Source organism: Enterobacter sp. IF2SW-B1 (assembly GCF_001743375.1).
GTDB lineage: Bacteria > Pseudomonadota > Gammaproteobacteria > Enterobacterales > Enterobacteriaceae > Enterobacter > Enterobacter bugandensis.
Genome location: NZ_MJAA01000013.1, coordinates 1 through 19,498, shown reverse-complemented (window position 1 = coordinate 19,498; position 19,498 = coordinate 1). Strand labels below are relative to the sequence as shown.

Here is a 19,498-nt window from a genome sequence, read left to right as displayed (position 1 = left end):
CTGTTGAGCGGCTTAATTTTCAGGCCTTCAGTTTTGCAAACTCCTCAGCCATTTTCCATAGAACCTGATTTAATTTGATGTCACCATCAATTCCGGTGACTTCCCGCGTTCTGGTCAACTTCCCTTTTTGCGTTCTGCCACGAATCCCCCCACGGATAACATTTTCCTGCACCACGTTAAACGTGGTCCATAAATCCTGGCCTCTGTCGAGTACCCGGCGGGGGTTAATAATTTGCTCCGGCGTAATCGGCGCTGGTTTTCCATCGTACTTAAGTTCCAGGGCGGTCGCACCAAAAAGGCGCTGCTCAGGCAAAGTGAGCTGAATGCTTTTCATGAGGTCAATATTTTCATCAACCGCGTCAAATGTTTTCAGCACCGTGTAAGCGCCTTCAATAACCTGTCCGACAATATCCCCTTTGTGGGGTACGCGGATTTCACCAAAATCCTTCCATGCAACCAGACCATTACTGCAAACCTGACGGAACATACCGGGGATCATTTTATAGCTGCTTGAACCATCATGGCTATTCAGCAGAATAATTTCCGGTACTTCTTTTCCGTTAATCTGGTCATGACGACGCAGCCGAAGCATATGTTTTGTAAAGTCGCGTTTATCCTGGTCACGTGTACGTGACTGAGTTGCATAATACGGCTGAAAACCTTCATCACGTAAACGATCAAGAATATTTATGGTCGGGATATATGTATAACGTTCAGAACGTGAATCGTGTTTATCCGATGAAAACGCGCTCGGAACGATGAGCTGTAATTCCTCATTCGTCAGCGGACGGTCTTTACGGATCGAGGCAGGCATACGATAGCGGCTTGCGAAACTGACCATTTTTATTTACTCCTGATTATTTAGTAAGTGATGAAGGAATAACGCGGTGAAAATTATCCAGCGGCATTGCAGCTGCCACCGGGCGACCATCTACAACCCAGACAGAGATATAATCCGGGCATTCGTCATTAATTAACGTCAGCTCAGTGGCATTCTCTGGCGGCGTAAAAATTGCCGGTTGTGGCTCCCCTTCCGATGCTGCCAGGACCCAGCAAAACAGATCCGTGAACTGGGACGTGGTGAGGTTTGAATCACATCTTCCGGTAGATTCTTGAGCGGCGGTTTTGACGTTGACGTTTCGTGTGTGCATCCTGGTTTTCTCCTGTGGTGATGGTGTCCATCTCCCTGGTGAGTTCTCTCGCGGCAAAGGGCAAAGGAGCAACGGCGAAGGGAGGAAGGAACTCCGCGTGAGGACGCACGGGGGATGGCCTCACCGGGGGAACAGGATGCACACACCCGACACGTCGGAACGGCGTGGCGCCATTAAAGCGACGGCATCAGCCGGCGCGGTGAAGGCGTTCCGGACGGCACGGCCGGAGAAGCCGCAGCCCTTGACCTTCGCCATCAGACCCTAGCCGTATGGCCCGAAACCCGAAGGGGTTCGGCGGAGCCCGGCGGGTGCGCAGCGGCCGCCCTGGCGGAGTGGGGCTCGACGACCGGACAGCAGCGCTGGCCGGGAGCCGAAGGGGGCCATCGCCCTGCCCGTTTTTTGGGTTATGGCCACGGAGCTGCAGCTGAGAAAGTTAACCAGCAGGACGCCGGTTATGATCGCCGATGAGGAGAGAAGCACTGCAACGGGGAAAGGCAGGAGCGCCGGAGGCGCTTTCGCCCTCCCCGTTTCCCCGAAGGGGAAAGAGGGTTTGTGCGGTTGCCCTGATGGCATGCACCAGGGCACAGACTCCCGATCAAACTGGTTCTTCGCTGTCACCTCCGTTTTCCTGCTCATAATGCATCATGGCCATATTCAGCAGGGCATTAAATCCGTCGATACCCGCCCCGTCCGGATCGCACTGTTCGCACAGGTGCAGAAGATTGGCCAAAAAATCAGTGATGACAGTTTGCACGCTCTCGCTTTCCCTGTTCAGCCCGGTTTTTCGGGCAAACTGCCAGAGCACACCTGCAGCCAGTGCAGCGTGATCGTCGTTGCTGCGGATTTTTAGCGGTTCAGGCTGGTCTTTCAGGCGTTCTGCCAGCGTCTCCAGCACGGTCGCCGGAACAGCGTTTAGTGTGTTGCTTGTCATTTTATCTCTCCCTGCGGCAGGTCTGCCCTGCCGCTCTGTCAGTCAGGCGGCCACGGTGGCCAGAAAGTTTTTCATAGCTTCGAAACGGCTGCGGAACTCCAGACGTCCCTGCCAGTCATTGAAGTAATAAACGGGGGTATAACGCACGCGATTTGCTTTCAGGGTCAGCGTATTACCGGTCACGACTTTCGCAGGGATACCCAGCAGTGACAGCTGGATAAAGGCCATATCAGCTACCATCGGATCGATATCTGTGCAGGTGGCATACAGCTGTTCTGACGGGTTATATCCCGCTTCAGTCATCCAGTATGCAAAGGCAATGACCATACCGGCGCTACCACAGGCAGGCTCATCGAGCGTCATCCAACCCTCACGCTTTATCGTCTCCTGAGCGCCGGGCATGAGTAGTCCGGCCATAAGGCGGGAGATGGAGGACGGAGAGAAATACTGCCCCATTTCGTCCGCGCCCAGTTCATGCTCCATATACAGTGCGCCCAGAAAATCATGCATTTCACCCGCCAGCCCCTCCACCAACAGGCAGAACAGCTGTCTCATGGCGTCTAAATCCTCCGGCTGATACCGCCCGCAGATTCGTCGGCTGTTTTCGATGTTCTCCGGCGAGCGAATACGGGCCATATCCAGCCCGCTGGCGGCCAGGGCGATAAAGTCGCGGAACACTTCGGAACGGCGCATATATTTCGCAGTCTGGCGGAATACACTGGCGAACTGCTTACGCGCCTCAGCTGGCGACAATACCCGGACAGGAGCGGAAACCCGCGGCTGCGGATCGGTCTGGTCTGCCAGGAACAGGGATTCAAAACTCAGTTGTGACATGGTTTCTCCTTACCGGCCGCCCGCAGGCGGCCGCCTCCTGTTATGCCAGTCCCAGACCAGCGTAAACGGTGGTCATAAATTGCTGCCACTGGTCAAAGCGCAGCGCGGGCATGTGAGCACGTTTTCCGGCGCGGAGGGCATTTACAAATGCCTCAGCCTGTGCGACAGTTTGCGGGTCAAATTTCACGATCAATCTCCTTACTTTGGTTGTGATTGCCGGTTCACCGTTGCTGCGGCTACCCGGCGTTGAGAAAGCAGGGGCAACCCTGCTTTTTTAATGCGCTGAATTCAGCGGCGCATCGAGACAGAAACGGGTGATCACGTCGCCAATCAACTCCCGGTGAATGCGGGTGTGCAGGTCGTGGCACTCAAAGAAGCGCGCTCCGTACCGGACAAAAATTGCTGTCACATCCCCGCCCGTAAACTCCATCGATTTGAACGACTCCCCACCGAACCCCCTGCACCAGTCCATCAGCGCCAGTGTCTCCAGTTGCTCGATATAACGGGCTTCGTTGATTTCTGACCAGGGACGGCGATAGCCGTCATTCAGCTTTTCCTGTATCTGAGTCGTGGGGATCAGCTCCGCATCCGGATAGAGACGGCGCAGGGATTCCAGCGTTTTCGCTTTACGTTTAGTAACCCACTGCCCGTCCAGCTGTGTTGCACTGTCATAAATGCCGTTAAGAGACGGAACGAAAAAGGCCATTGGTGCAGCGGTCGGGGTGTTAACTTTCATCTTCGTGGCTCCTGTCTGATTCTCTTCCGTGCGACGGCTGCCGCACGGCCGGAAAAGGGTTAAATGTCGATACCTGCGCGCTCGATCAGGCGCACAAACTGTTTGAAGTGGTCAGCTTCAGCCACATGGATATGGCGGAACTGTTTATCGACGCCGCTGCTGAGGGCGTAGAAATAGGTGCAGCGCATCGTTTCGGGGCAGCTTCTGCGCAGTTTCTTCAGCTCAGCAAGGCTGCTGAACTCCAGAACGTCCGATTCCTCCTCAGAGTTTTTTTTCGTCTCAGCGACGAGGATCGTGTACGACACGGTTTTCCCCCCCATCTTCCTGGAAGATTCTTGAGCGGCGGTTTTGACGTTGACGTTTCGTGTGTGCATCCTGGTTTTCTCCTGTGGTGATGGCTGGCCATCTCCCTGGTGAGTTCTCTCGCGGCAAAGGGCAAAGGAGCAACGGCGAAGGGCGGAAGGAAAGGGGCGGAGACTAAAGTTTTTGCGGCACGCAAAAAGTTTTGGCGGAGTGCATTTCACCCCTTGGATGACGACCCGACGGTGCTACCTCCGCGTGAGGACGCACGGGGGATGGCCTCACCGGGGGAACAGGATGCACACACCCGACACGTCGGAACGGCGTGGCGCCATTAAAGCGACGGCATCAGCCGGCGCGGTGAAGGCGTTCCGGACGGCACGGCCGGAGAAGCCGCAGCCTTTGACCTTCGCCATCAGACCCTAGCGTCAGCCCGAAACCCGCAGGGGTTCGGCGGAGCCCGGCGGGTGCGCAGCGGCCGCCCTGGCGGAGTGGGGCTCGACGACCGGACAGCATCGCTGGCCGGGAGCCGAAGGGGGCCATCGCCCTGCCCTGTTTTCGGGGTATGGTCATGCAGTTGCAGCTGAGAAAGTTAACCGGCAGGACGCAGGATATGACGCCAGGGATAAAGAAAATCGGGCACACCAGGCTGAAACCAGGTATGAGCAGGTAGCTCACGGAGTTACGAATTCAACAAAATCAGGCAGGAGGGAGGATCAGGCAGAGGGAGCAGAGGGGCTGCGCCGAAGGCGCGTCCCCCTTCCCCCGTTCCCCGAAGGGGAACAGCCCTTCCCGGAGGTTCAGGCGTGCGGTCGCGTCGGGAAGGAAAAAGGGGCTACCGGCGAACCGGCAACCCCTTCATAAAGGCGCTTCAGGCATATCAGGCCAACTCAGCTCCTGAAAAGGCGGGGTTTCCCCCGCCTCCAGGTTGCTACTTACCGTTGGATTCGTAAGCCAGGCTTGCCGCGACCTCCCTGTCCCCGTCCTTTAGCCGGAGTTCGCATAAGCGGTTCCGGGTCAGGCATGTGAATATTAAGAGCGTTATACACACGATTAATACGCACCAGATAAGGGCGTTTCGCGGCAGTTTCATGGTTTACTCCTCCTTGCAAATTGCACGGTAAGAGGCCATACTGGTGTTGACTAGACATTCAGTGGGCCTCGTGGGTTAATGAAAATTAACTACGGGGCTTTCTGCTTTCTGCCACACAACACGGCAACAAACCACCTTCACGTCATGAGGCAAAAAGCCTCAAGCGCCATCGCCATTATATCCCGTTGTCGATCATCTGCCCAGGAATAACAGTCTGAAAACTGTATAAATCCTCATCATTTTCCCGCGTCATCCAGTTCCTGAATATCCCAGAGCCTCACGAATTTCAGCGGCTCGCTGTTTGCTTCCGGCGGCCACGCCGGCGTTATAGACAAGGCTGATTATCGCCTGCACTATCTCCCAGTCATCCCGCTCCAGCCGGGCATCAAGACGGTACAGGATGTTCCCGCTTTCAGCATGGCGGAACACGGTTCCGGGTTCTTTTTTGTCGAACCTGCGACTGATGATGTTCAATATCCCTCCCGGTTATCCGTACCTACTGACCATTCACGGATCTGGTCTTCGAGCGCCTCAAGGTGCTTGTCTATACTCTCAGCCAGCTGCTCGCTTTCGGTTTCCAGCCAGCCACTCAGTCCGTCCCACTCGCAACACATTTCTTTCAGCTTTGCGGACATGGTACGAAGCTTATTTCGCTGGCTGCGGGCGACCTTCAGCTCCGTTTTACAGGGGTTATTTCTCATTCTGCCCCCTGCTGATAACGCAGCTTGTTCGGTATCTGCCAGCGTTCAGCGACCCGGATGTGCTCAGGTGTTTCCCGGACAATAAACGGGATTTGGTACATGACTGAGTACAGCGGGTCGCCGCTCATGCGAAGCCAGTCAAGTTCCTTCAACGACGCGAACCGCGTCTGCCAGTTCCAGAACGGTGTGGCCAGCTCTGCCGCGTCAAACTCGTCGCTCCACCGGGTATACCAGGTGCAGACGGTTTCCGGTGACTGAAAATTCAGATCGACTTTTGCCTGTTCCAGCAGGTTCAGGCGCAGTTTCCAGCGCTGTTCGTACTCACGGGACTGGCGGCGAAGCTGACGCGTGGTCTTAATGCTGGATCTGTGTAGCCGTCGACCCGTGCGGGTGTGCATGACTTCAGGGAATAGCTCGGCCTGAACGTCAATCGTGAGCGGCAGCGGGCAGGCTTCCCCTCCGGTGGCGATCATGGTGTTGAGTGCCTCCTCGACCTGTTTCAGGTTCGAATGGCGGTTGTTTGGTACCCAGTGCAGGCCAGGTATTTTATTGGCCACTGTGGCGTTGATGCGACCGCTGCCCGTAAGAAGGCGCAGAAAGGTACGCACATACGGCATGGCGGGCAGTCGTGCGCCGCGTTCGCGGGCAGACTCAACATGGCTGATAGCCTGTATTGCTGCCTGACGGGCGGGCTTCAGGGAAACGAGCGCGTGTGAGGACGGGATCATGCTGTCACCTCCACATTCATCAGCTTCACCACGGTGCGGGCAGTGCAGTTAAAGCGGCGCATACCTGCCAGCTGCGCGATAAGCGGGTTTATCCGGTCAGGCTGGAGCGTGTCGCTCTGGTAAAGGGTACGCACCACTTCCCCGCCGGAGGAGAGCAGCACCAGAAGCCAGTACGGTGAGACTTCGCCGGGGCTGCACACGCACAGATGCCAGTCATCACTGCCGTCCGCGCTGAAGCGGCACTGGACGGGGAAGAAACCGCCGAACTCGCTGCGGTATTCGGCACAGACGCGCCATCCTTCGGGTGTGGACAGGAGGCCGGTCACGGCATCGCTGAGGGCGCGGCGCGCGTCTTCGCCCTGCTGACGGATAAACTCCAGGTCGGAGGCGGTCAGTGTGTTGATTTGGTTCAGGTCATATTGCATGGTCATGTCTGTTCCCGCCGCCCGAAGGCGGCGGCCTCCGGTATTAAGCAGCGTGGTCAGTGGTGTGAGCGTCGGTTTCGGTGGCTTCTTCAGCCTCAGCGGCTGGCGCTGGGCGCACCATCCAGTCAGGCAGCCAGCCCTGAGCATTCAGATCCTGCTCGGCAGCCTTCGCTGCATCCCGGCGCTTGAGCTTCACAACTTCACCCGCACGGGCGCTGAGTCCGGCTTCTTCATAGGCTTTGCCAATCTGGGAAATCGTGAGCTTACCGAAATAGCTCTCAGCATCCGGCTGCCACCATTTGCGCAGGTCAAAGTCCAGCGCCGCTTCCAGCCCGTCCAGTTCACTTTTTTGCGTATGGTTATACATACGTTCCTGAATACCGTTGATACCGTGCGCTGCACAGAATCCCAGCAGGGTGTTCACCTGCTCTGCTGACCATGACAGCAGCCAGGTGAAATCGAGATGCCAGTTTTCTGGCAGCGTTGCCTGAAGCGCTTTTTTCTGTGCATTGAGCGCCGTCAGCGCCTTCCCTTCTTCACCGGATGGAGCCAGTGATGCAAGGTGATACTGATTCGAGGACACGGAGGCTTTCAGCGGTTCACTGCGTTTGCCGTGGGTGCGGTCAAAGAGCGCAAGACACAGCGTCCACGTCAGGAGTGCCACCGATACATCAGGGCGACCCGCCAGTTCTGCCTGAACGGCGAGAGTACGCTCCGCAGACATGGCCTTAACCAGCGTTGCCGGATAGGCGTCAGCGGGAATGTCAGGCGTGGTGTATCTGATCACGTTCTTTTCACGTTCCTGACGCGCCTGTTCTTCTTCTGCCCGGTCTTCGTCGGTCAGCTTGCGGATACCAGGCTGAACCTGAAAATTGCTACCGTCCCATGACACCCAGATACCGTGGTCGGCGCGAAATTCCGGCGTGGCTTCGCGGTAAGTCGCCTCGCAGTAGATATCATCAATCTGCTCCTGAATCGCGTATTCGTCATCGTACGTTTCAGTGGCTTCCATTTGTTCTTCCAGCTCACTGACGCGCTTCTGTTCTTCTTCCGTCAGGACAGCTTTCGGCATCGCAAAACGGTACTGTTCACCGTCCTCACCGCTGGCACGCAGTTCCGTCATACGGAACTCAGCCCAGCCCCAGCCCTGCTCCTGCTTAACGCGGGCGGCGAGCACGGTGAGCTTGCCAGCCAGCAGAGATTTCACCAGCGCCGCATCGGCAAAGGTGCTGTCCTTGTCGCTGAACAGGTCGGCGGTCAGCGTACCGCCAGCGGCGGTATAGGCTTCCTCGCCTACATACTCAAACATCGGGTGACTGATGGCCATCTTGTCGTCGGTCACCATTTTGCGCAGAGTCTGTACAGCAGGATCGCGCCACTGTACAACAGCCTCTTTCCAGACCTGCTCCTGACGCTCATGGGTATCAGCAAGTGTCAGGACTTCACACTGTTCAAGGGAGATTTCATCCCGCGCCAGCGCATCCAGCAGGGAGGGGGCAAGATTCGCCAGCTTCAGGCAGCGCTGAACGTGGCGCGGGTGGTAGCCCATCAGTGCGCCGATCTGAGAGGCCGTTTTACCTTCCTGCTGAAGGGTACGAAAACCGATAATCTGCTCGGCGGGATGCATGTTTTTACGTCGACCGTTCTCGATCATCGAGGCCGCCACAGCCATCTCAACGGGCAGGACTTTCACCGGAACAAATGGCGTGTCTGCATCGAGCACACCGCGCATCACCAGAATGCCTGTGCCTCTGCGACGACCTTCCCCGCCGACAATGCCGATCGTACCGTCCGGCAGTTCTGCACCGATCAGGTTTTGCAGGATGCCCATTGCCTGAATGCTGTCAGCCATCTCTTCCACCTCCTGATCGGTATGCGGAATGATGCGCGTGTTTAAGCCCGTGTGTGACAGGCGGGAGTACGGGAAGATTTGCACGGGCGTATCAGCGAGCAGCTGGACGAGCTTCTGCTCGGTAGACTGCGCGATTTTTTCCGCAGATTTTGCCTGACGGGCGGGCTTAGCTGGTTTTTTTGCCGTAGTATTGGTGGCGACCATGATTTTTACCTCTCAGTGATAGTTGTGGTTAGCCGTGGCCGGATTGCCCTCCGGTCACGGCACTCGGTTAATCAGTAATGCGTTTCGGGTGTGCTGCCAGTGCTGCAAAGGACGGATAGCCATCAAGAACCTGCATCATGACTTTTGCCCCTTCCAGCATCGCTTTATCCGTTACGCTGCCGCTGTTTTCACACACGTTGATCGTTGCCACGATCCCCGATTTCACATCTGAAAAACGCTCATACATGCGGTTGCTGAACAGGACGCGTTTACCTCCTGCCATCACCTGCCAGTTGTTGCAGTCATTAAATCGGGTGTCCACGTTGTCAAACTCAACCACGTGGGTGTCGCTGGCCTGAATGCGGAGCAGCTTCACGATTTCAGTGCTCTGCCCGACCTTACGGGTCGCCGGACGGGTGTTAAGGTTCTGCATGTTTCCTCCTTCTCTGGGTTAAGGCCGGACATCCGGCCTCCGGTTAAAGCTGCACGTATTGCAGGTTGCGTTTCAGTTCAAAAAGAAAATCCGGTTCAAACGACCAGGCGTGCCAGTTAAGCGTTCCGTTGGTGCGGATCTCCACCTGAACGTCGCCGTATCGGGACACATCGGACAGAGTGACGGTGACCCCCGCTTTCAGCGAGGTGGCCTGAGCCACCCACTCCCGTGCGACAGAAACAGGGTTTTGTTCTTCCCCCATCTTCCTGGAAGATTCTTGAGCGGCGGTTTTGACGTTGACGTTTCGTGTGTGCATCCTGGTTTTCTCCTGTGGTGATGGTTGTCCATCTCCCTGGTGAGTTCTCTCGCGGCAAAGGGCAAAGGAGCAACGGCGAAGGGCGGAAGGAAAGGGGCGGAGACTAAAGTTTTTGCGGCACGCAAAAAGTTTTGGCGGAGTGCATTTCACCCCTTGGATGACGACCCGACGGTGCTACCATCTCCCTGGTGAGTTCTCTCGCGGCAAAGGGCAAAGGAGCAACGGCGAAGGGCGGAAGGAAAGGGGCGGAGACTAAAGTTTTTGCGGCACGCAAAAAGTTTTGGCGGAGTGCATTTCACCCCTTGGATGACGACCCGACGGTGCTACGACAAGCCCTCCGCGTGAGGACGCACGGGGGATGGCCTCACCGGGGGAACAGGATGCACACACCCGACACGTCGGAACGGCGTGGCGCCATTAAAGCGACGGCGTCAGCCGGCGCGGTGAAGGCGTTCCGGACGGCACGGCCGGAGAAGCCGCAGCCCTTGACCTTAGCCATCAGACCCTAGCCGTATGGCACGAACCCCGGAGGGGTTCGGCGGAGCCCGGCGGGTGCGTCAGCAGCCGCCCTGGCGGAGTGGGGCTCGACGACCGGACAGCAGCGCTGGCCGGGAGCCGAAGGGGGCCAGAAGTGGGATTCGGGTGTTTTGAGGGAATTTGCTGATCGGGTTTCAGAGCCGCCACGCCACGCCACGCCACGCCACGCCACGCCACGCCACGCCACGCCACGCCACGCAGGACCGTATCAGTGACAATTCGCCCTCACAATGCCTTTCATGTGCATCTCCCCGGGCTTACATCAGGGCGGGAGGGGGCAGCGCCGCAGGCGCTGGCCTTGCCGTCCGTCAGCCCGAAGGGATGACAGGGTTTTCGCGCGCGAACAGGCGGCGCATATGCCCCGCCCGGATTATTTACTGTGCATCCCCCTGACCGCCCTGGAGAATGAAGTGGCCGCAAAGATAAACGGCACACTGGCGGGTAGCCGATTCGCAGATCTCATCCAGCACTTTCGCCGTGGTTACGGGGTTGAGTCCGGATTCGCGACGTCGCTCGTTGATGAGCGTTTTATACTGGCGCAGGATGCTGCGGGTTTCCGGTGACAGTTGCATGGTGTTCTCCTTTTTTCAGTTTCCGGAGGCAACGCCTCCGGTTTCTCTGTCAGGCATCGAGCGCTGCGCGCAGGTTCAACATGACGTCGTTTTCTTCTTTCAGGGTTTCTTCTGCCGATCCGCCGCCATCCTCAGCGCATACGGCGATACGCTCCATTTCCTTCCCTGCAAGCTGCATCACCACCGCAAGCGCCGCTGCCGGAATGGTGACATTACGGTGTTTCCGTTTTTCTTCCACCATCACCTCAACAATGTTGTAGATGAGAGGGACACATCCGGAGGGATACAGTTCTGCCTCCAGTCTTTCCATCACCACGTCGATCTCTTCATCACTGAGATCCCAGTCAATGCAGAGACCGCGAATATCGTTCCGGCTCCAGCTGGCGAATACAAATTTCTCGCCGTCATTATCGTCATCACGCAGCATTTCGATGGCTATCTCTTTTGCTGTACCAATCATTTTTTTCTCCTTTAGTCGGGCGGCATCGCCGCCCGTGGTCAGTCAGTCAAGGGCACGCCAGATGGTGGCGCTTTCAGGATGGGTATCAGCAAATGCCATAAGCTGCTCATAACGGCGGCAGAAGTGGCGGCACAGCTCCTCATGGTCATGGTTACTGTGGTGCCAGCTCCGGTGATTCAGTACCAGCGCCGTGAGGATGATCCCCGCCACTTCTCCGCTGACAGTCTGCTCAAACCAGTTTTCCGGATTGCACAGGGTCAGGCTCTCCACGTCAGGCGCCATATATCCGCCGCCTTCCGGCAGCCGGTAAAACTGCCAGAATCCCCCCTGATACTCAGGGCAGTAACGCTGGGCGTAGGCGTACACGGATGCCTCGGACGTCATAAAATCGCCGCCAAACAAATCAGGCAGGAAAGTCAGGCGCTGCGCACCCTCAAGACGAACAGCATCACAGGTCACGGTCTGGTTCATAGATCCTCCACGGTTAACATATTCTCGGTTCCGGCATCGCCGTGACGACACGACAGACCGGCGAAAAGCGGAGGACACAGGGGCGACGCCGCAAGCCGCAGCGCAAAGCCTTCACGGGCTGAATGCACCGTGAAGGGTGCGAACGGGTGAGGACGGAGGCGTCAGCGAACCCTTGTGGCCGATGCGGCCGGGCTACAGTGAAGTCACGGCGCATGCCGTCACCGCACGGAGCTTCAGGGGAGTTTCATTGTCCCGACGTGGCCCGGAGGGCAGCGGCGGATAGAAGCGGAAGGCACTGACATCCTTTTCGCAGTGGATGGCCACCGGTTGCCGGGGCGTTACCCCGGCGTTCTCTCAGGCGGCCAGCGCCTCCTGTAGGGCGCGAACGTTATTCAGCTCATTCCTGACGGATTCCGGCTCCTGCCGCCCGGCTTCCCAGGCCATACCGATCCGGTTTTCCAGCTCGCATTCATAGTTACGCAGGACGCGGGACAGGAGTACCGCCGGAACACTCACCTGACGATTTGCCGCTTCGCGCCGGCGGGTCAGAAGCTCGCTGACAGTCAGATTATTTACCCCCTCCTGGCGGTATTGCGTCATTTTCATTTCGCCTAGCGCCTTCATCACCTCCCGGATTTCAGCCCCGTCCGGTTCTGGCTGGGCTTCACGGCAGGCCACGCTAATCCCCTCTTCCGTCCAGATCAGCAGGACCAGGGGTTCGTCAAACGTGAACATGTTTTCAAGCTGTACACAAAGTTCTTCGCGGGTTCCATACATCGTTTTTTCTCTCTTGTAAGGGGTTACAGGCCGGGCATCAGCCCGGCAGGGTCAGTCAGTCCTGAAAGGTTTCGTCCAGCACCAGGGCTTCGCGGTAGGCTTCAAGAAGCAGGGTGTTGATCCGGCGCAGAGTCTGCGCAGCCATACGTTCGGTAAGCGTTGCCGCGTCGTGCCGGTGTTGCGATTCGAGGCGGTTCAGCAGCATCCGCACGTCACACATGGCATTGCTGAGCGCGGCCACGTCCGCGCGCAGGTTTTCAAGGCCCGGGTAGTTCATGCCGCCTCCGGATAGTCGGGGTAAAACGCGCCGTCATTGGCCGCCGGCATCCTTCTTGCCCGTTCAACCTGTGCCAGACGTCGAACGCCGGCGGCGTGGTACTGCTCAAGCATCTCGATCCCGATATAGCGGCGGCTGGCTTCGGCGGCGGCCACGCAGGTGGAGCCGCTGCCGGCGAACGGGTCAAGGACAATAGCCCCCGGACGCGTGAGCGATTCAATCAGCGGCCGCAGACTCTGCACCGGCTTCTCCGTCGGGTGATGTCGGTTGCCCGTGTATTTCCAGGGGATCACGTCCGGGATGGGACGGTCCGGGGTTTGCGGCCTTCCCTTCGCCAGCAGGTAGGCGCTCTCATGGGTGTAACCCACGAACGTCGATTTTGAGGCGTAGCTCTTGGCAAAGACGATATGGCCAACCACCCGGAAACCGGCCGTTTTCCACGCATTCAGAAACAGATCCGCGCGGTTCCAGGCATAGAAACTCACCATCAGGCTGTCATTTTTCAGTACGCGGTACATTTCATGACAGGCGGGCTGGAGCCATTCTGCTGAGTTGTCCCCGGCCAGGGTACGACCGGTACGGTCCTTATAGCCAACCAGATACGGTGGATCAGTAAGAATAAAATCGACGGCACGCGCCGGAAAACGGGACATCACCTGCACGCAGTCACCCAGGATAAAACGGGACATAGACACACTCCTCTCTGATATGCGGCACCCTCTTGCGCCGTGCCGCCACAAAAACCCGGCGGAAAGCGGAGGGCGCAGGGGCGACGCCGCAAGCCGCAGCGCAAGCCTTTCACGGGCTGAATGCACCGTGAAAGGTGCGAACGGGTGAGCAGTTGTGTTTGATGTCAAACAGGAAAGATGTTTAAAAGACGCGTAGTGTTTGCAGGCGATGAATATCTGTTATGAGCGAAATGCGGATAGTGATGACAGCATTCTTTTTGAATCAACGGCGGGGCAGATAGTAATGATACAGGCTTTATAGTCTGGTAATGGTCGCTCTGAAAGCGACCGTTCCTGAAATCCCGCGTTTTCTTGTTCCGGAAATCGGTCTTATAAGCGTGTGTTGTTTGTGTCAAGCATCTCAACGGAAATCGTTCATGGATCCGATGATTAAGTGGCGCCGCACACAATGAACGCCTCGGTTCGCTGGCCAGCCTAAGTATCTGTCCACTGCGCGAATCGGCAGAGTGCGGCTCCGACGGGCCGCAAAAGTGGCGTTTCGGCCTGAATACTATGGTCTGATGAAAAACAAAGGGGACGGATATTAAATCAGTACCTCTCGCAGTCTGATGGGGGCGTCTCCCCTTGGGAATACACTGGCGCTCAGACTGTATGAGCCTGCCGGATCCCCTCCAAGTATAATCATTACAGGCTCCAAGCACTGGTAGTCAGGGTTCGCTGCAATGCTTATCATGGACCTGAAGTCATCGCCACTTGGCTCGGGTGAGCCTCCTGGATGAAAATGCCATTCACCAACATAATACAATCCCGTTTTCCATCGAGCATGAAGTAAAGGCCTCAGCCCTCTGACGCCCCGTTGAAATGTCGTCCGTCCAGCGAGTGAATCCGTTGGACGGGTCGTAGCTTCCACGATCATTGCCTTAGAACTGTCTTCGCTGTATGAGCCAATCAGAATGCCACCAGTTTCATTTACGCCAGCTTTAAGACATTCGGAAACCATTTGCTTAATGGTTGAGGAGCTAATAACGACCGTATAAAGCGCACCCTCTCTCGAAAAAGTCACATCTTTAATACTCATGCGGCTCTCTCTCAACAGTGCCATCAGGCATCTGCTTAAAATATTCATAGATTCTCCCTGGCGCACTGACCACCCGGCAAATGAATTTTGTACCGACGGCCGCCCATAACTGTACGTCATCGGCACGGGCCGGAAATACAGGATGCCAGCACCCGATGCCTTCTATTCTCGCCTCATCTATCTTGATCTCAGGTGACGCCGAGGCGTCGAAGCGGCTGGAAGCATCCGTAACCGGAAACGTTGTTTCACTGGCAGCAAACGCAAATAAACCTTCAGCCCGCCATGTCATAGCCAGGCTGATAAATATTTTTTCACCTTGCCAGTCAAATGCCGCCAATGACTTAAGAACGCCATCATCACCGGTACAATCAATGATCACGTCGTACTGACGCAGTGAGTTTTTTGCGGCCTCACTCTCAGGGGGAAACGCGCAGCTGAATGAACGTGCACTTGCGTCAGGCAGAATACGATTCAGATGCTCAACCAGCGCGGCCGCTTTATTATGGCCAACTGACGTCATTGTCAGGGCGTGACGGCTAAGATTTCCGGTCTGTAGGAGGTCTGCGTCCAGAATGCCGAGGCTGACAACACCCATGCGCATCAGGTTTTCTGCAATCATACTGCCCAGTGAGCCTGCACCGATTATCAGCACCTTTTTACTGCGAATGTCGTTGGCTGCTTCGCCACGTGTTCTGAGCTGGTCGGCAGCCCAGTTTTGCGTCCTCACCCACCTTATGGGCTCTTGTGAAAGTGGCTGTTCGCGATCCCAAGCTCTGCGATTCCGTTCCGTTGGGCGGAATCCGGGGCGCTTTGTCATCGTATTACTGAGACCGGTCAGACGCAGCGCCAGCCAGTGAATGCGCGCTGGCTCAGCTCCAATTTTGTTTTCCAGCGGAAAACCCAGCAAGAGTAATCCGGGCGCGCGTTGCTTGCGCAGGGCTCTGACAGAACGCCCAATATCTGAAAAAAGGTCCGGCAGTGATAATCCCCATTGTGCGAAGCAATGGCTGAGCTCCTGCCAGGTCCTGGGTGCCTGCCAAGGAGCCAGAACGGGGAGTGTAGGCAAAACAGACCACACAGCGTTCGTTGTTCTCGTGCCTCTGCGCATGAACGGGGACCATTTGGTTGTCCGGATTAGCTTTCCTTTGTTATCAAAAAACTCACGCAAAAAGCGGGTACCGCTCGCACCAGGCAATCCAGTGCTGCTTGCAAACCCCCATTCTCCTGTTTTCGATGTCCAGAAAGGGAGATCATCAGTCTGTTCGCTAAAACCGATCACAGTAAAGGGTGACTGACCGGGGAAGGCGGGGAGTTCAACAGCATCCCCGGTTGTAACCAGTTTTTCCTGTGCAGCGGCGTCAATCCAGAGTAGCAGCCTGCTGAGTCGCCATCTGATTCTGTCGAGTAATGCTTCGGGTTCCTGCCCCCATAAGTTACGACCAAATGCGGCGGGCGTATTCTCAAGGCACGGATTTCCTGATGTCCATCCACGGGTAGACGCATCCGAAAAGTTGTAGTTTTGGTGCTGAAACGTTGCAGATATACCTTCCGATTTATCGGGATAGACCTCTATGCGTATCTGAGCCTCTTCCTGCCAGAGGACCAGATGCCAGACGCTGTGGTCTGGCATGAAGCTGGAGCCGGGTACGGAAAGCCTGGCGGTGAATTTAAGCGACCATCTCTTGTCAGCAGAAAGCACCCAAGCATTGTTCGTCCACATCCTGGGATCATTATTGATAAGGGTGAACGCTGCCTGCAGCTCTCGTGGCACCTGCTGAATGACTGTACTCAAGCGAAGCGCCCGGTTTTCTGTGGTTCCGCTGGTTTACTTGGCACTGTAAATCCGCCATTGCGATCGCCGCCCTGAGGACCGGGTAAAGGAAACTTGGCTCCGAACAGTTTACGCCATAGTTCTGCACTTTCCTGAGGATCCTGAGAGGCCAGCGCGTTACGGGCAATTTCCGCCGCCCCCGCAATACCCTCATAAAATGAACAGAAATCGTCGGTTGATAAGCGCGCCATCACGTCATGCTCTTCAACGCCGTGATCTGGCAAACACGGCTTACCTTTCTGGCTGTAAATGTCTGCCCAACGGCACAAAAAAGTGTCCAACAGCTGAACAAGACCTTTGCCCATTGAGGTGGTTCCATTATTCAGCGCGTTACCAATCAGATGCTCCAGCGGATAGCCTTTAGGGTATTTCGGCAGGTTTTCGCTGTTCTGTTGTCGCCACCATTTCACCGCCCTGACAAGGTTAATGTAGTGACCGTTGCAAACGCGGTTTTTCTCAGCGGTCCATCTGATCTGCGCGAGAGGATGAGTTCGGCCCCACTCATTTTTTTCCCTGTCAGGTAGCACTAACGGGTGCGCTTTCCATTCTGAAGCGGGGGCGTCCTCTACCTGCGCGCTGCTGCTCTCAGACAACCATCCCGTATTGGGGGACCAGCTTTTATTCAGGCGCCAGTCAGTTTGCTCTTCCAGAGAGTTAACAGTCAGAACTGACTCTGACTTATAGAGTTGCTCAAGATGGTTTTTTTCTGCCCCTGACTCAGGGATGGCGGTGATCACTAGGTCCAGTTCGACATAGGAGAGGGTAATACCAAAAGAGCGCCCCTGAGTTTCCCATTTACCCGGGTAATACTTGTCGAGGAATGGGATGAACAGGTCCATTGCATCAGTGGGAGACATCAAGGTATGGTCAAGATTGGTAACCACGACAATATCAACATCAGGGCGTTTATCGCCGAGCGGACGGATTGCCGTTGAACGACGAATGCTGCCCTGCAGGAACGTTGATACGACAATTTCCTTGAGTGGTTCGAAATTCTTCAGGCGCTCGCGCAGTGTCCTTGCACCACTTTTCCAGTCTTCCTTCTGTGTATCAGTCGGCCTGATATTTGCTAAAAATTCGTTGAACTGAGGTTGAAGTTCCATAATGATTAAACCTTAAATGAAGGAAGGTAGGAGCCATCTCGTTGGCGTTGAAAGTCAAACTCATAAAAGACGCATGTCCCCAGAAAATCGGTGTGCTGGCCAAGATAAAAATTAACGGCATTTGGCGCAGCGCTGAAAATATGCAGGCTTGCCTCAACCGGTAAATTTGCATCCGTGACGGCATCGGATATTTGTTCGGCAAGCGCTACGGCATGTGAACCGTTTTTCACAGATCGTTGCCCGTATCCGTTTGCAGGGGTGACATGAATGATCCGTCCTATGTCAGGCTGATTTGCGAGTATGTAAGCTTGCGCTTTTGGCAGCGCATTTCTCGCAATGCTGAGCACTACTGCAACATCGCTTCCGGTTCCGATAGTCTCGATCTCGATAACCGCAGCAGGTTCGTTGTGGGGTTCGTATTCAGACCAGATAGAGTCGCCCGATCTCCCTTTCTGGACCAGTTCGATTTCTACGCCTGACTTGTGACCAAGACATTTTCCGGCAAGCATTGCAATGGAGCTGTGGGTATTTAGATACAGCCGAACTTTACGCTCCGTCTGCCTTATACCTGTGAGGAAGGTTTCTACTTGGGGCTTAATAACATCATTCCACTCAATGCCTGGGGAGGGAAATCGACCTTCGAAGAGAGAAAGCAGAGATAGTGTGTGTTCCGGAAGCGCATCCATGATGTCCAGTGGCCCATCGCTGAAGGAGCGCAGCGCAACACTTCTGAAGTTTTCAGGTGGTTCCGCCCTGAGCCAATTTTCTTCCACGCACAGGGCTGTGAATTGTTCACGTGTAAAGCGGTAACGTCCCTGACTGCGTAAAGCACGAGCAGCTGCATCGAACCGAAAGTCAGAACTGGTTTCGCAGGTAATCAGGCCAATGATCTGGAAGCAGGTATTAACTTTTTCACGCATCGCTTCAAGTGTGGGCTGTGACTGATGGATGTAAAACCCTGTCAGCACCTGCTCCAGTTCCTGGTCTGTGGAGAGCTTGAGATGTTCACGCCAGAGCTTGCGAACCTTTCCCTTTCGGCTAATGTCAGTCGTGCCATCGAACAGTTTATCGAGTCGTAATGAGCCATCCACATTGCTGATTATTTCACCAAGTGGGTCTGCATCAATAATTCGATCTGTCGTGACAAGATTAAAAGCAGAGTTGGCAGGCGCAGTGCTCTTTGCCTCTTGTAGCCTTTCAAGAATTGAGAAGGTCTTAGCGCCAATGAAGGCCGGGTCAATCAGGTCTTCAAAACCAAAACTTGTAGCCTGTGTAACGTGAAATTTGATTTGATAGTAATCGGCCTGAATTCGTTCGGGCCCAGTGCTGCGGCGGGGAGGGTTATAACGTGTAATTACGTCATCAAAAGCTTTAGGGCCGTCGGCCTCATAGGAAACTTCTGATACGAAACCCTGATCGGGATTTTTAAGTCTGGATGCCTCAATCCAGAAATATCGAGCCTGATAATCATGACCATGCCAGTTAGCCAATACAGAAGTCGCCATGAGATTCGTCCCAAATAACAGTAATATTTTGAAACTATCACGTCAGAGTATACTGTTCAAGAAGACAGTGATTATTACAGGTTCTGAAATTCATTAACGACTCATTTGTATTTAAATAATTGATATTAATATCAAATCAAAAATAATGTCAGTCAGACATCAGTTAAACTGAAGAGCAAAATTTTTTTAATTCCCAGACGATCTCTGAAAAAGAACATTTAACTGCAGACTTCTGTAGGAAGATCAACTATTGAACATAATGACATTGATCAAAGGTGAGATTAGTGACTGTGTATTCAAGACATAAGAGTCATCTCAGTAATGATACTTAGTCCCCCGGCACTGCGGATATCGGAGAGTTTTGCTGTATGCTCTGCCGCGGCGAACTGAACGGCGAGGTGGGGGCCGGGAGCCAGCTGGGGCTGGGCGAGGCGCGCTATGCGGTGACCGCCGTCGGCGGCGTGGGCGAGCAAAACCTGCGCGAGCTCGGCCAC

25 protein-coding genes and 2 pseudogenes are annotated in these 19,498 nt (G+C 55.4%); 1 reads left to right on the top strand and 26 read right to left on the bottom strand.

Annotated features, from left to right (window positions below):
- Window positions 1-19: 19 nt before the first annotated feature.
- The 26 genes and pseudogenes from A6013_RS21285 to A6013_RS21160 form a co-directional block, all read right to left on the bottom strand.
- The gene (locus A6013_RS21285; protein ID WP_069733711.1) at window positions 20-841 is read right to left on the bottom strand and encodes a DUF932 domain-containing protein; all 822 of its coding nucleotides are present in this window, start codon (window positions 839-841) and stop codon (window positions 20-22) included.
- 16 nt (window positions 842-857) lie between these two features.
- A complete protein-coding gene (locus tag A6013_RS21280; RefSeq protein ID WP_045332709.1) occupies window positions 858-1,151 on the bottom strand; it encodes a hypothetical protein in 294 nt (97 codons plus the stop codon).
- A gap of 595 nt (window positions 1,152-1,746) precedes the next feature.
- On the bottom strand, window positions 1,747-2,082 hold the full coding sequence (locus tag A6013_RS21275) for a hypothetical protein (protein WP_069733710.1): 336 nt from the start codon (window positions 2,080-2,082) through the stop codon (window positions 1,747-1,749).
- Window positions 2,083-2,124: 42 nt separating this feature from the next.
- Window positions 2,125-2,916, bottom strand: a complete 792-nt coding sequence (locus A6013_RS21270) for an N-6 DNA methylase (RefSeq protein ID WP_069733709.1) — start codon at window positions 2,914-2,916, stop codon at window positions 2,125-2,127.
- A gap of 40 nt (window positions 2,917-2,956) precedes the next feature.
- Complete coding sequence (locus A6013_RS21265; protein ID WP_032656140.1) at window positions 2,957-3,103, bottom strand: hypothetical protein; 147 nt, start codon at window positions 3,101-3,103, stop codon at window positions 2,957-2,959.
- Between the two features lie 87 nt (window positions 3,104-3,190).
- Entirely contained in the window at window positions 3,191-3,652 is a 462-nt protein-coding gene (locus tag A6013_RS21260; protein WP_083264108.1) for a hypothetical protein, read from the bottom strand.
- A 59-nt stretch (window positions 3,653-3,711) separates the two neighbouring features.
- Window positions 3,712-4,026, bottom strand: a complete 315-nt coding sequence (locus A6013_RS21255) for a hypothetical protein (RefSeq protein WP_032656143.1) — start codon at window positions 4,024-4,026, stop codon at window positions 3,712-3,714.
- An 857-nt stretch (window positions 4,027-4,883) separates the two neighbouring features.
- On the bottom strand, window positions 4,884-5,006 hold the full coding sequence (locus tag A6013_RS21245) for a type I toxin-antitoxin system Hok family toxin (protein ID WP_223256846.1): 123 nt from the start codon (window positions 5,004-5,006) through the stop codon (window positions 4,884-4,886).
- Window positions 4,951-5,103, bottom strand: a pseudogene (locus A6013_RS27625) (DUF5431 family protein); the annotation flags it as partial. The pseudogene A6013_RS27625 and the gene A6013_RS21245, both read right to left, overlap by 56 nt.
- Before the next feature lie 191 nt (window positions 5,104-5,294).
- Complete coding sequence (locus tag A6013_RS21235; protein ID WP_175437394.1) at window positions 5,295-5,519, bottom strand: hypothetical protein; 225 nt, start codon at window positions 5,517-5,519, stop codon at window positions 5,295-5,297.
- Window positions 5,516-5,746, bottom strand: coding sequence for a hypothetical protein (locus A6013_RS21230; RefSeq protein WP_062939633.1), 231 nt, complete (start codon window positions 5,744-5,746; stop codon window positions 5,516-5,518). The genes A6013_RS21235 and A6013_RS21230 overlap by 4 nt, the downstream gene beginning before the upstream one ends.
- On the bottom strand, window positions 5,743-6,474 hold the full coding sequence (locus tag A6013_RS21225) for a plasmid SOS inhibition protein A (protein ID WP_069733708.1): 732 nt from the start codon (window positions 6,472-6,474) through the stop codon (window positions 5,743-5,745). Before A6013_RS21225 ends, A6013_RS21230 begins: the two co-directional genes overlap by 4 nt.
- Entirely contained in the window at window positions 6,471-6,905 is a 435-nt protein-coding gene (gene psiB, locus A6013_RS21220; RefSeq protein ID WP_069733707.1) for a conjugation system SOS inhibitor PsiB, read from the bottom strand. Before psiB ends, A6013_RS21225 begins: the two co-directional genes overlap by 4 nt.
- Before the next feature lie 37 nt (window positions 6,906-6,942).
- Window positions 6,943-8,955 (bottom strand): ParB N-terminal domain-containing protein, encoded by a 2,013-nt coding sequence (locus A6013_RS21215; RefSeq protein WP_069733706.1) that lies wholly within the window; start codon window positions 8,953-8,955, stop codon window positions 6,943-6,945.
- A 67-nt stretch (window positions 8,956-9,022) separates the two neighbouring features.
- Window positions 9,023-9,388 carry a hypothetical protein gene (locus tag A6013_RS21210; protein WP_032663708.1) on the bottom strand — a complete coding sequence of 122 codons (366 nt, stop codon included), beginning with the start codon at window positions 9,386-9,388 and terminating at the stop codon, window positions 9,023-9,025.
- A gap of 43 nt (window positions 9,389-9,431) precedes the next feature.
- The gene (locus A6013_RS21205; RefSeq protein WP_069733705.1) at window positions 9,432-9,704 is read right to left on the bottom strand and encodes a hypothetical protein; all 273 of its coding nucleotides are present in this window, start codon (window positions 9,702-9,704) and stop codon (window positions 9,432-9,434) included.
- A 911-nt stretch (window positions 9,705-10,615) separates the two neighbouring features.
- Window positions 10,616-10,813, bottom strand: a complete 198-nt coding sequence (locus tag A6013_RS21200) for a hypothetical protein (protein WP_032664460.1) — start codon at window positions 10,811-10,813, stop codon at window positions 10,616-10,618.
- Between the two features lie 49 nt (window positions 10,814-10,862).
- Window positions 10,863-11,273: a DUF1380 family protein gene (locus A6013_RS21195; protein ID WP_032664463.1), complete on the bottom strand. Its 411-nt coding sequence runs from the start codon at window positions 11,271-11,273 to the stop codon at window positions 10,863-10,865.
- Window positions 11,274-11,315: 42 nt separating this feature from the next.
- On the bottom strand, window positions 11,316-11,744 hold the full coding sequence (locus A6013_RS21190) for an antirestriction protein (RefSeq protein WP_069733704.1): 429 nt from the start codon (window positions 11,742-11,744) through the stop codon (window positions 11,316-11,318).
- A 354-nt stretch (window positions 11,745-12,098) separates the two neighbouring features.
- A complete protein-coding gene (locus A6013_RS21185; RefSeq protein WP_069733703.1) occupies window positions 12,099-12,521 on the bottom strand; it encodes a DUF1380 family protein in 423 nt (140 codons plus the stop codon).
- Window positions 12,522-12,576: 55 nt separating this feature from the next.
- The gene (locus A6013_RS21180) at window positions 12,577-12,798 is read right to left on the bottom strand and encodes a hypothetical protein (protein WP_008502213.1); all 222 of its coding nucleotides are present in this window, start codon (window positions 12,796-12,798) and stop codon (window positions 12,577-12,579) included.
- The gene (locus A6013_RS21175; protein WP_023327695.1) at window positions 12,795-13,487 is read right to left on the bottom strand and encodes a DNA methylase; all 693 of its coding nucleotides are present in this window, start codon (window positions 13,485-13,487) and stop codon (window positions 12,795-12,797) included. Before A6013_RS21175 ends, A6013_RS21180 begins: the two co-directional genes overlap by 4 nt.
- A gap of 583 nt (window positions 13,488-14,070) precedes the next feature.
- Window positions 14,071-14,565, bottom strand: coding sequence for a Mov34/MPN/PAD-1 family protein (locus A6013_RS27905; protein ID WP_045334573.1), 495 nt, complete (start codon window positions 14,563-14,565; stop codon window positions 14,071-14,073).
- On the bottom strand, window positions 14,555-16,357 hold the full coding sequence (locus A6013_RS21170; protein WP_023345618.1) for a ThiF family adenylyltransferase: 1,803 nt from the start codon (window positions 16,355-16,357) through the stop codon (window positions 14,555-14,557). The genes A6013_RS27905 and A6013_RS21170 overlap by 11 nt, the downstream gene beginning before the upstream one ends.
- Entirely contained in the window at window positions 16,354-17,499 is a 1,146-nt protein-coding gene (locus A6013_RS21165) for a hypothetical protein (RefSeq protein ID WP_069733701.1), read from the bottom strand. Before A6013_RS21165 ends, A6013_RS21170 begins: the two co-directional genes overlap by 4 nt.
- A gap of 5 nt (window positions 17,500-17,504) precedes the next feature.
- Window positions 17,505-19,004, bottom strand: a complete 1,500-nt coding sequence (locus A6013_RS21160) for an SAVED domain-containing protein (protein WP_023345616.1) — start codon at window positions 19,002-19,004, stop codon at window positions 17,505-17,507.
- Window positions 19,005-19,348: 344 nt separating this feature from the next.
- On the opposite strand from A6013_RS21160, the pseudogene A6013_RS21155 reads away from it, so the two are divergent.
- Window positions 19,349-19,498: pseudogene (locus A6013_RS21155) on the top strand (PTS glucitol/sorbitol transporter subunit IIA); the annotation flags it as partial.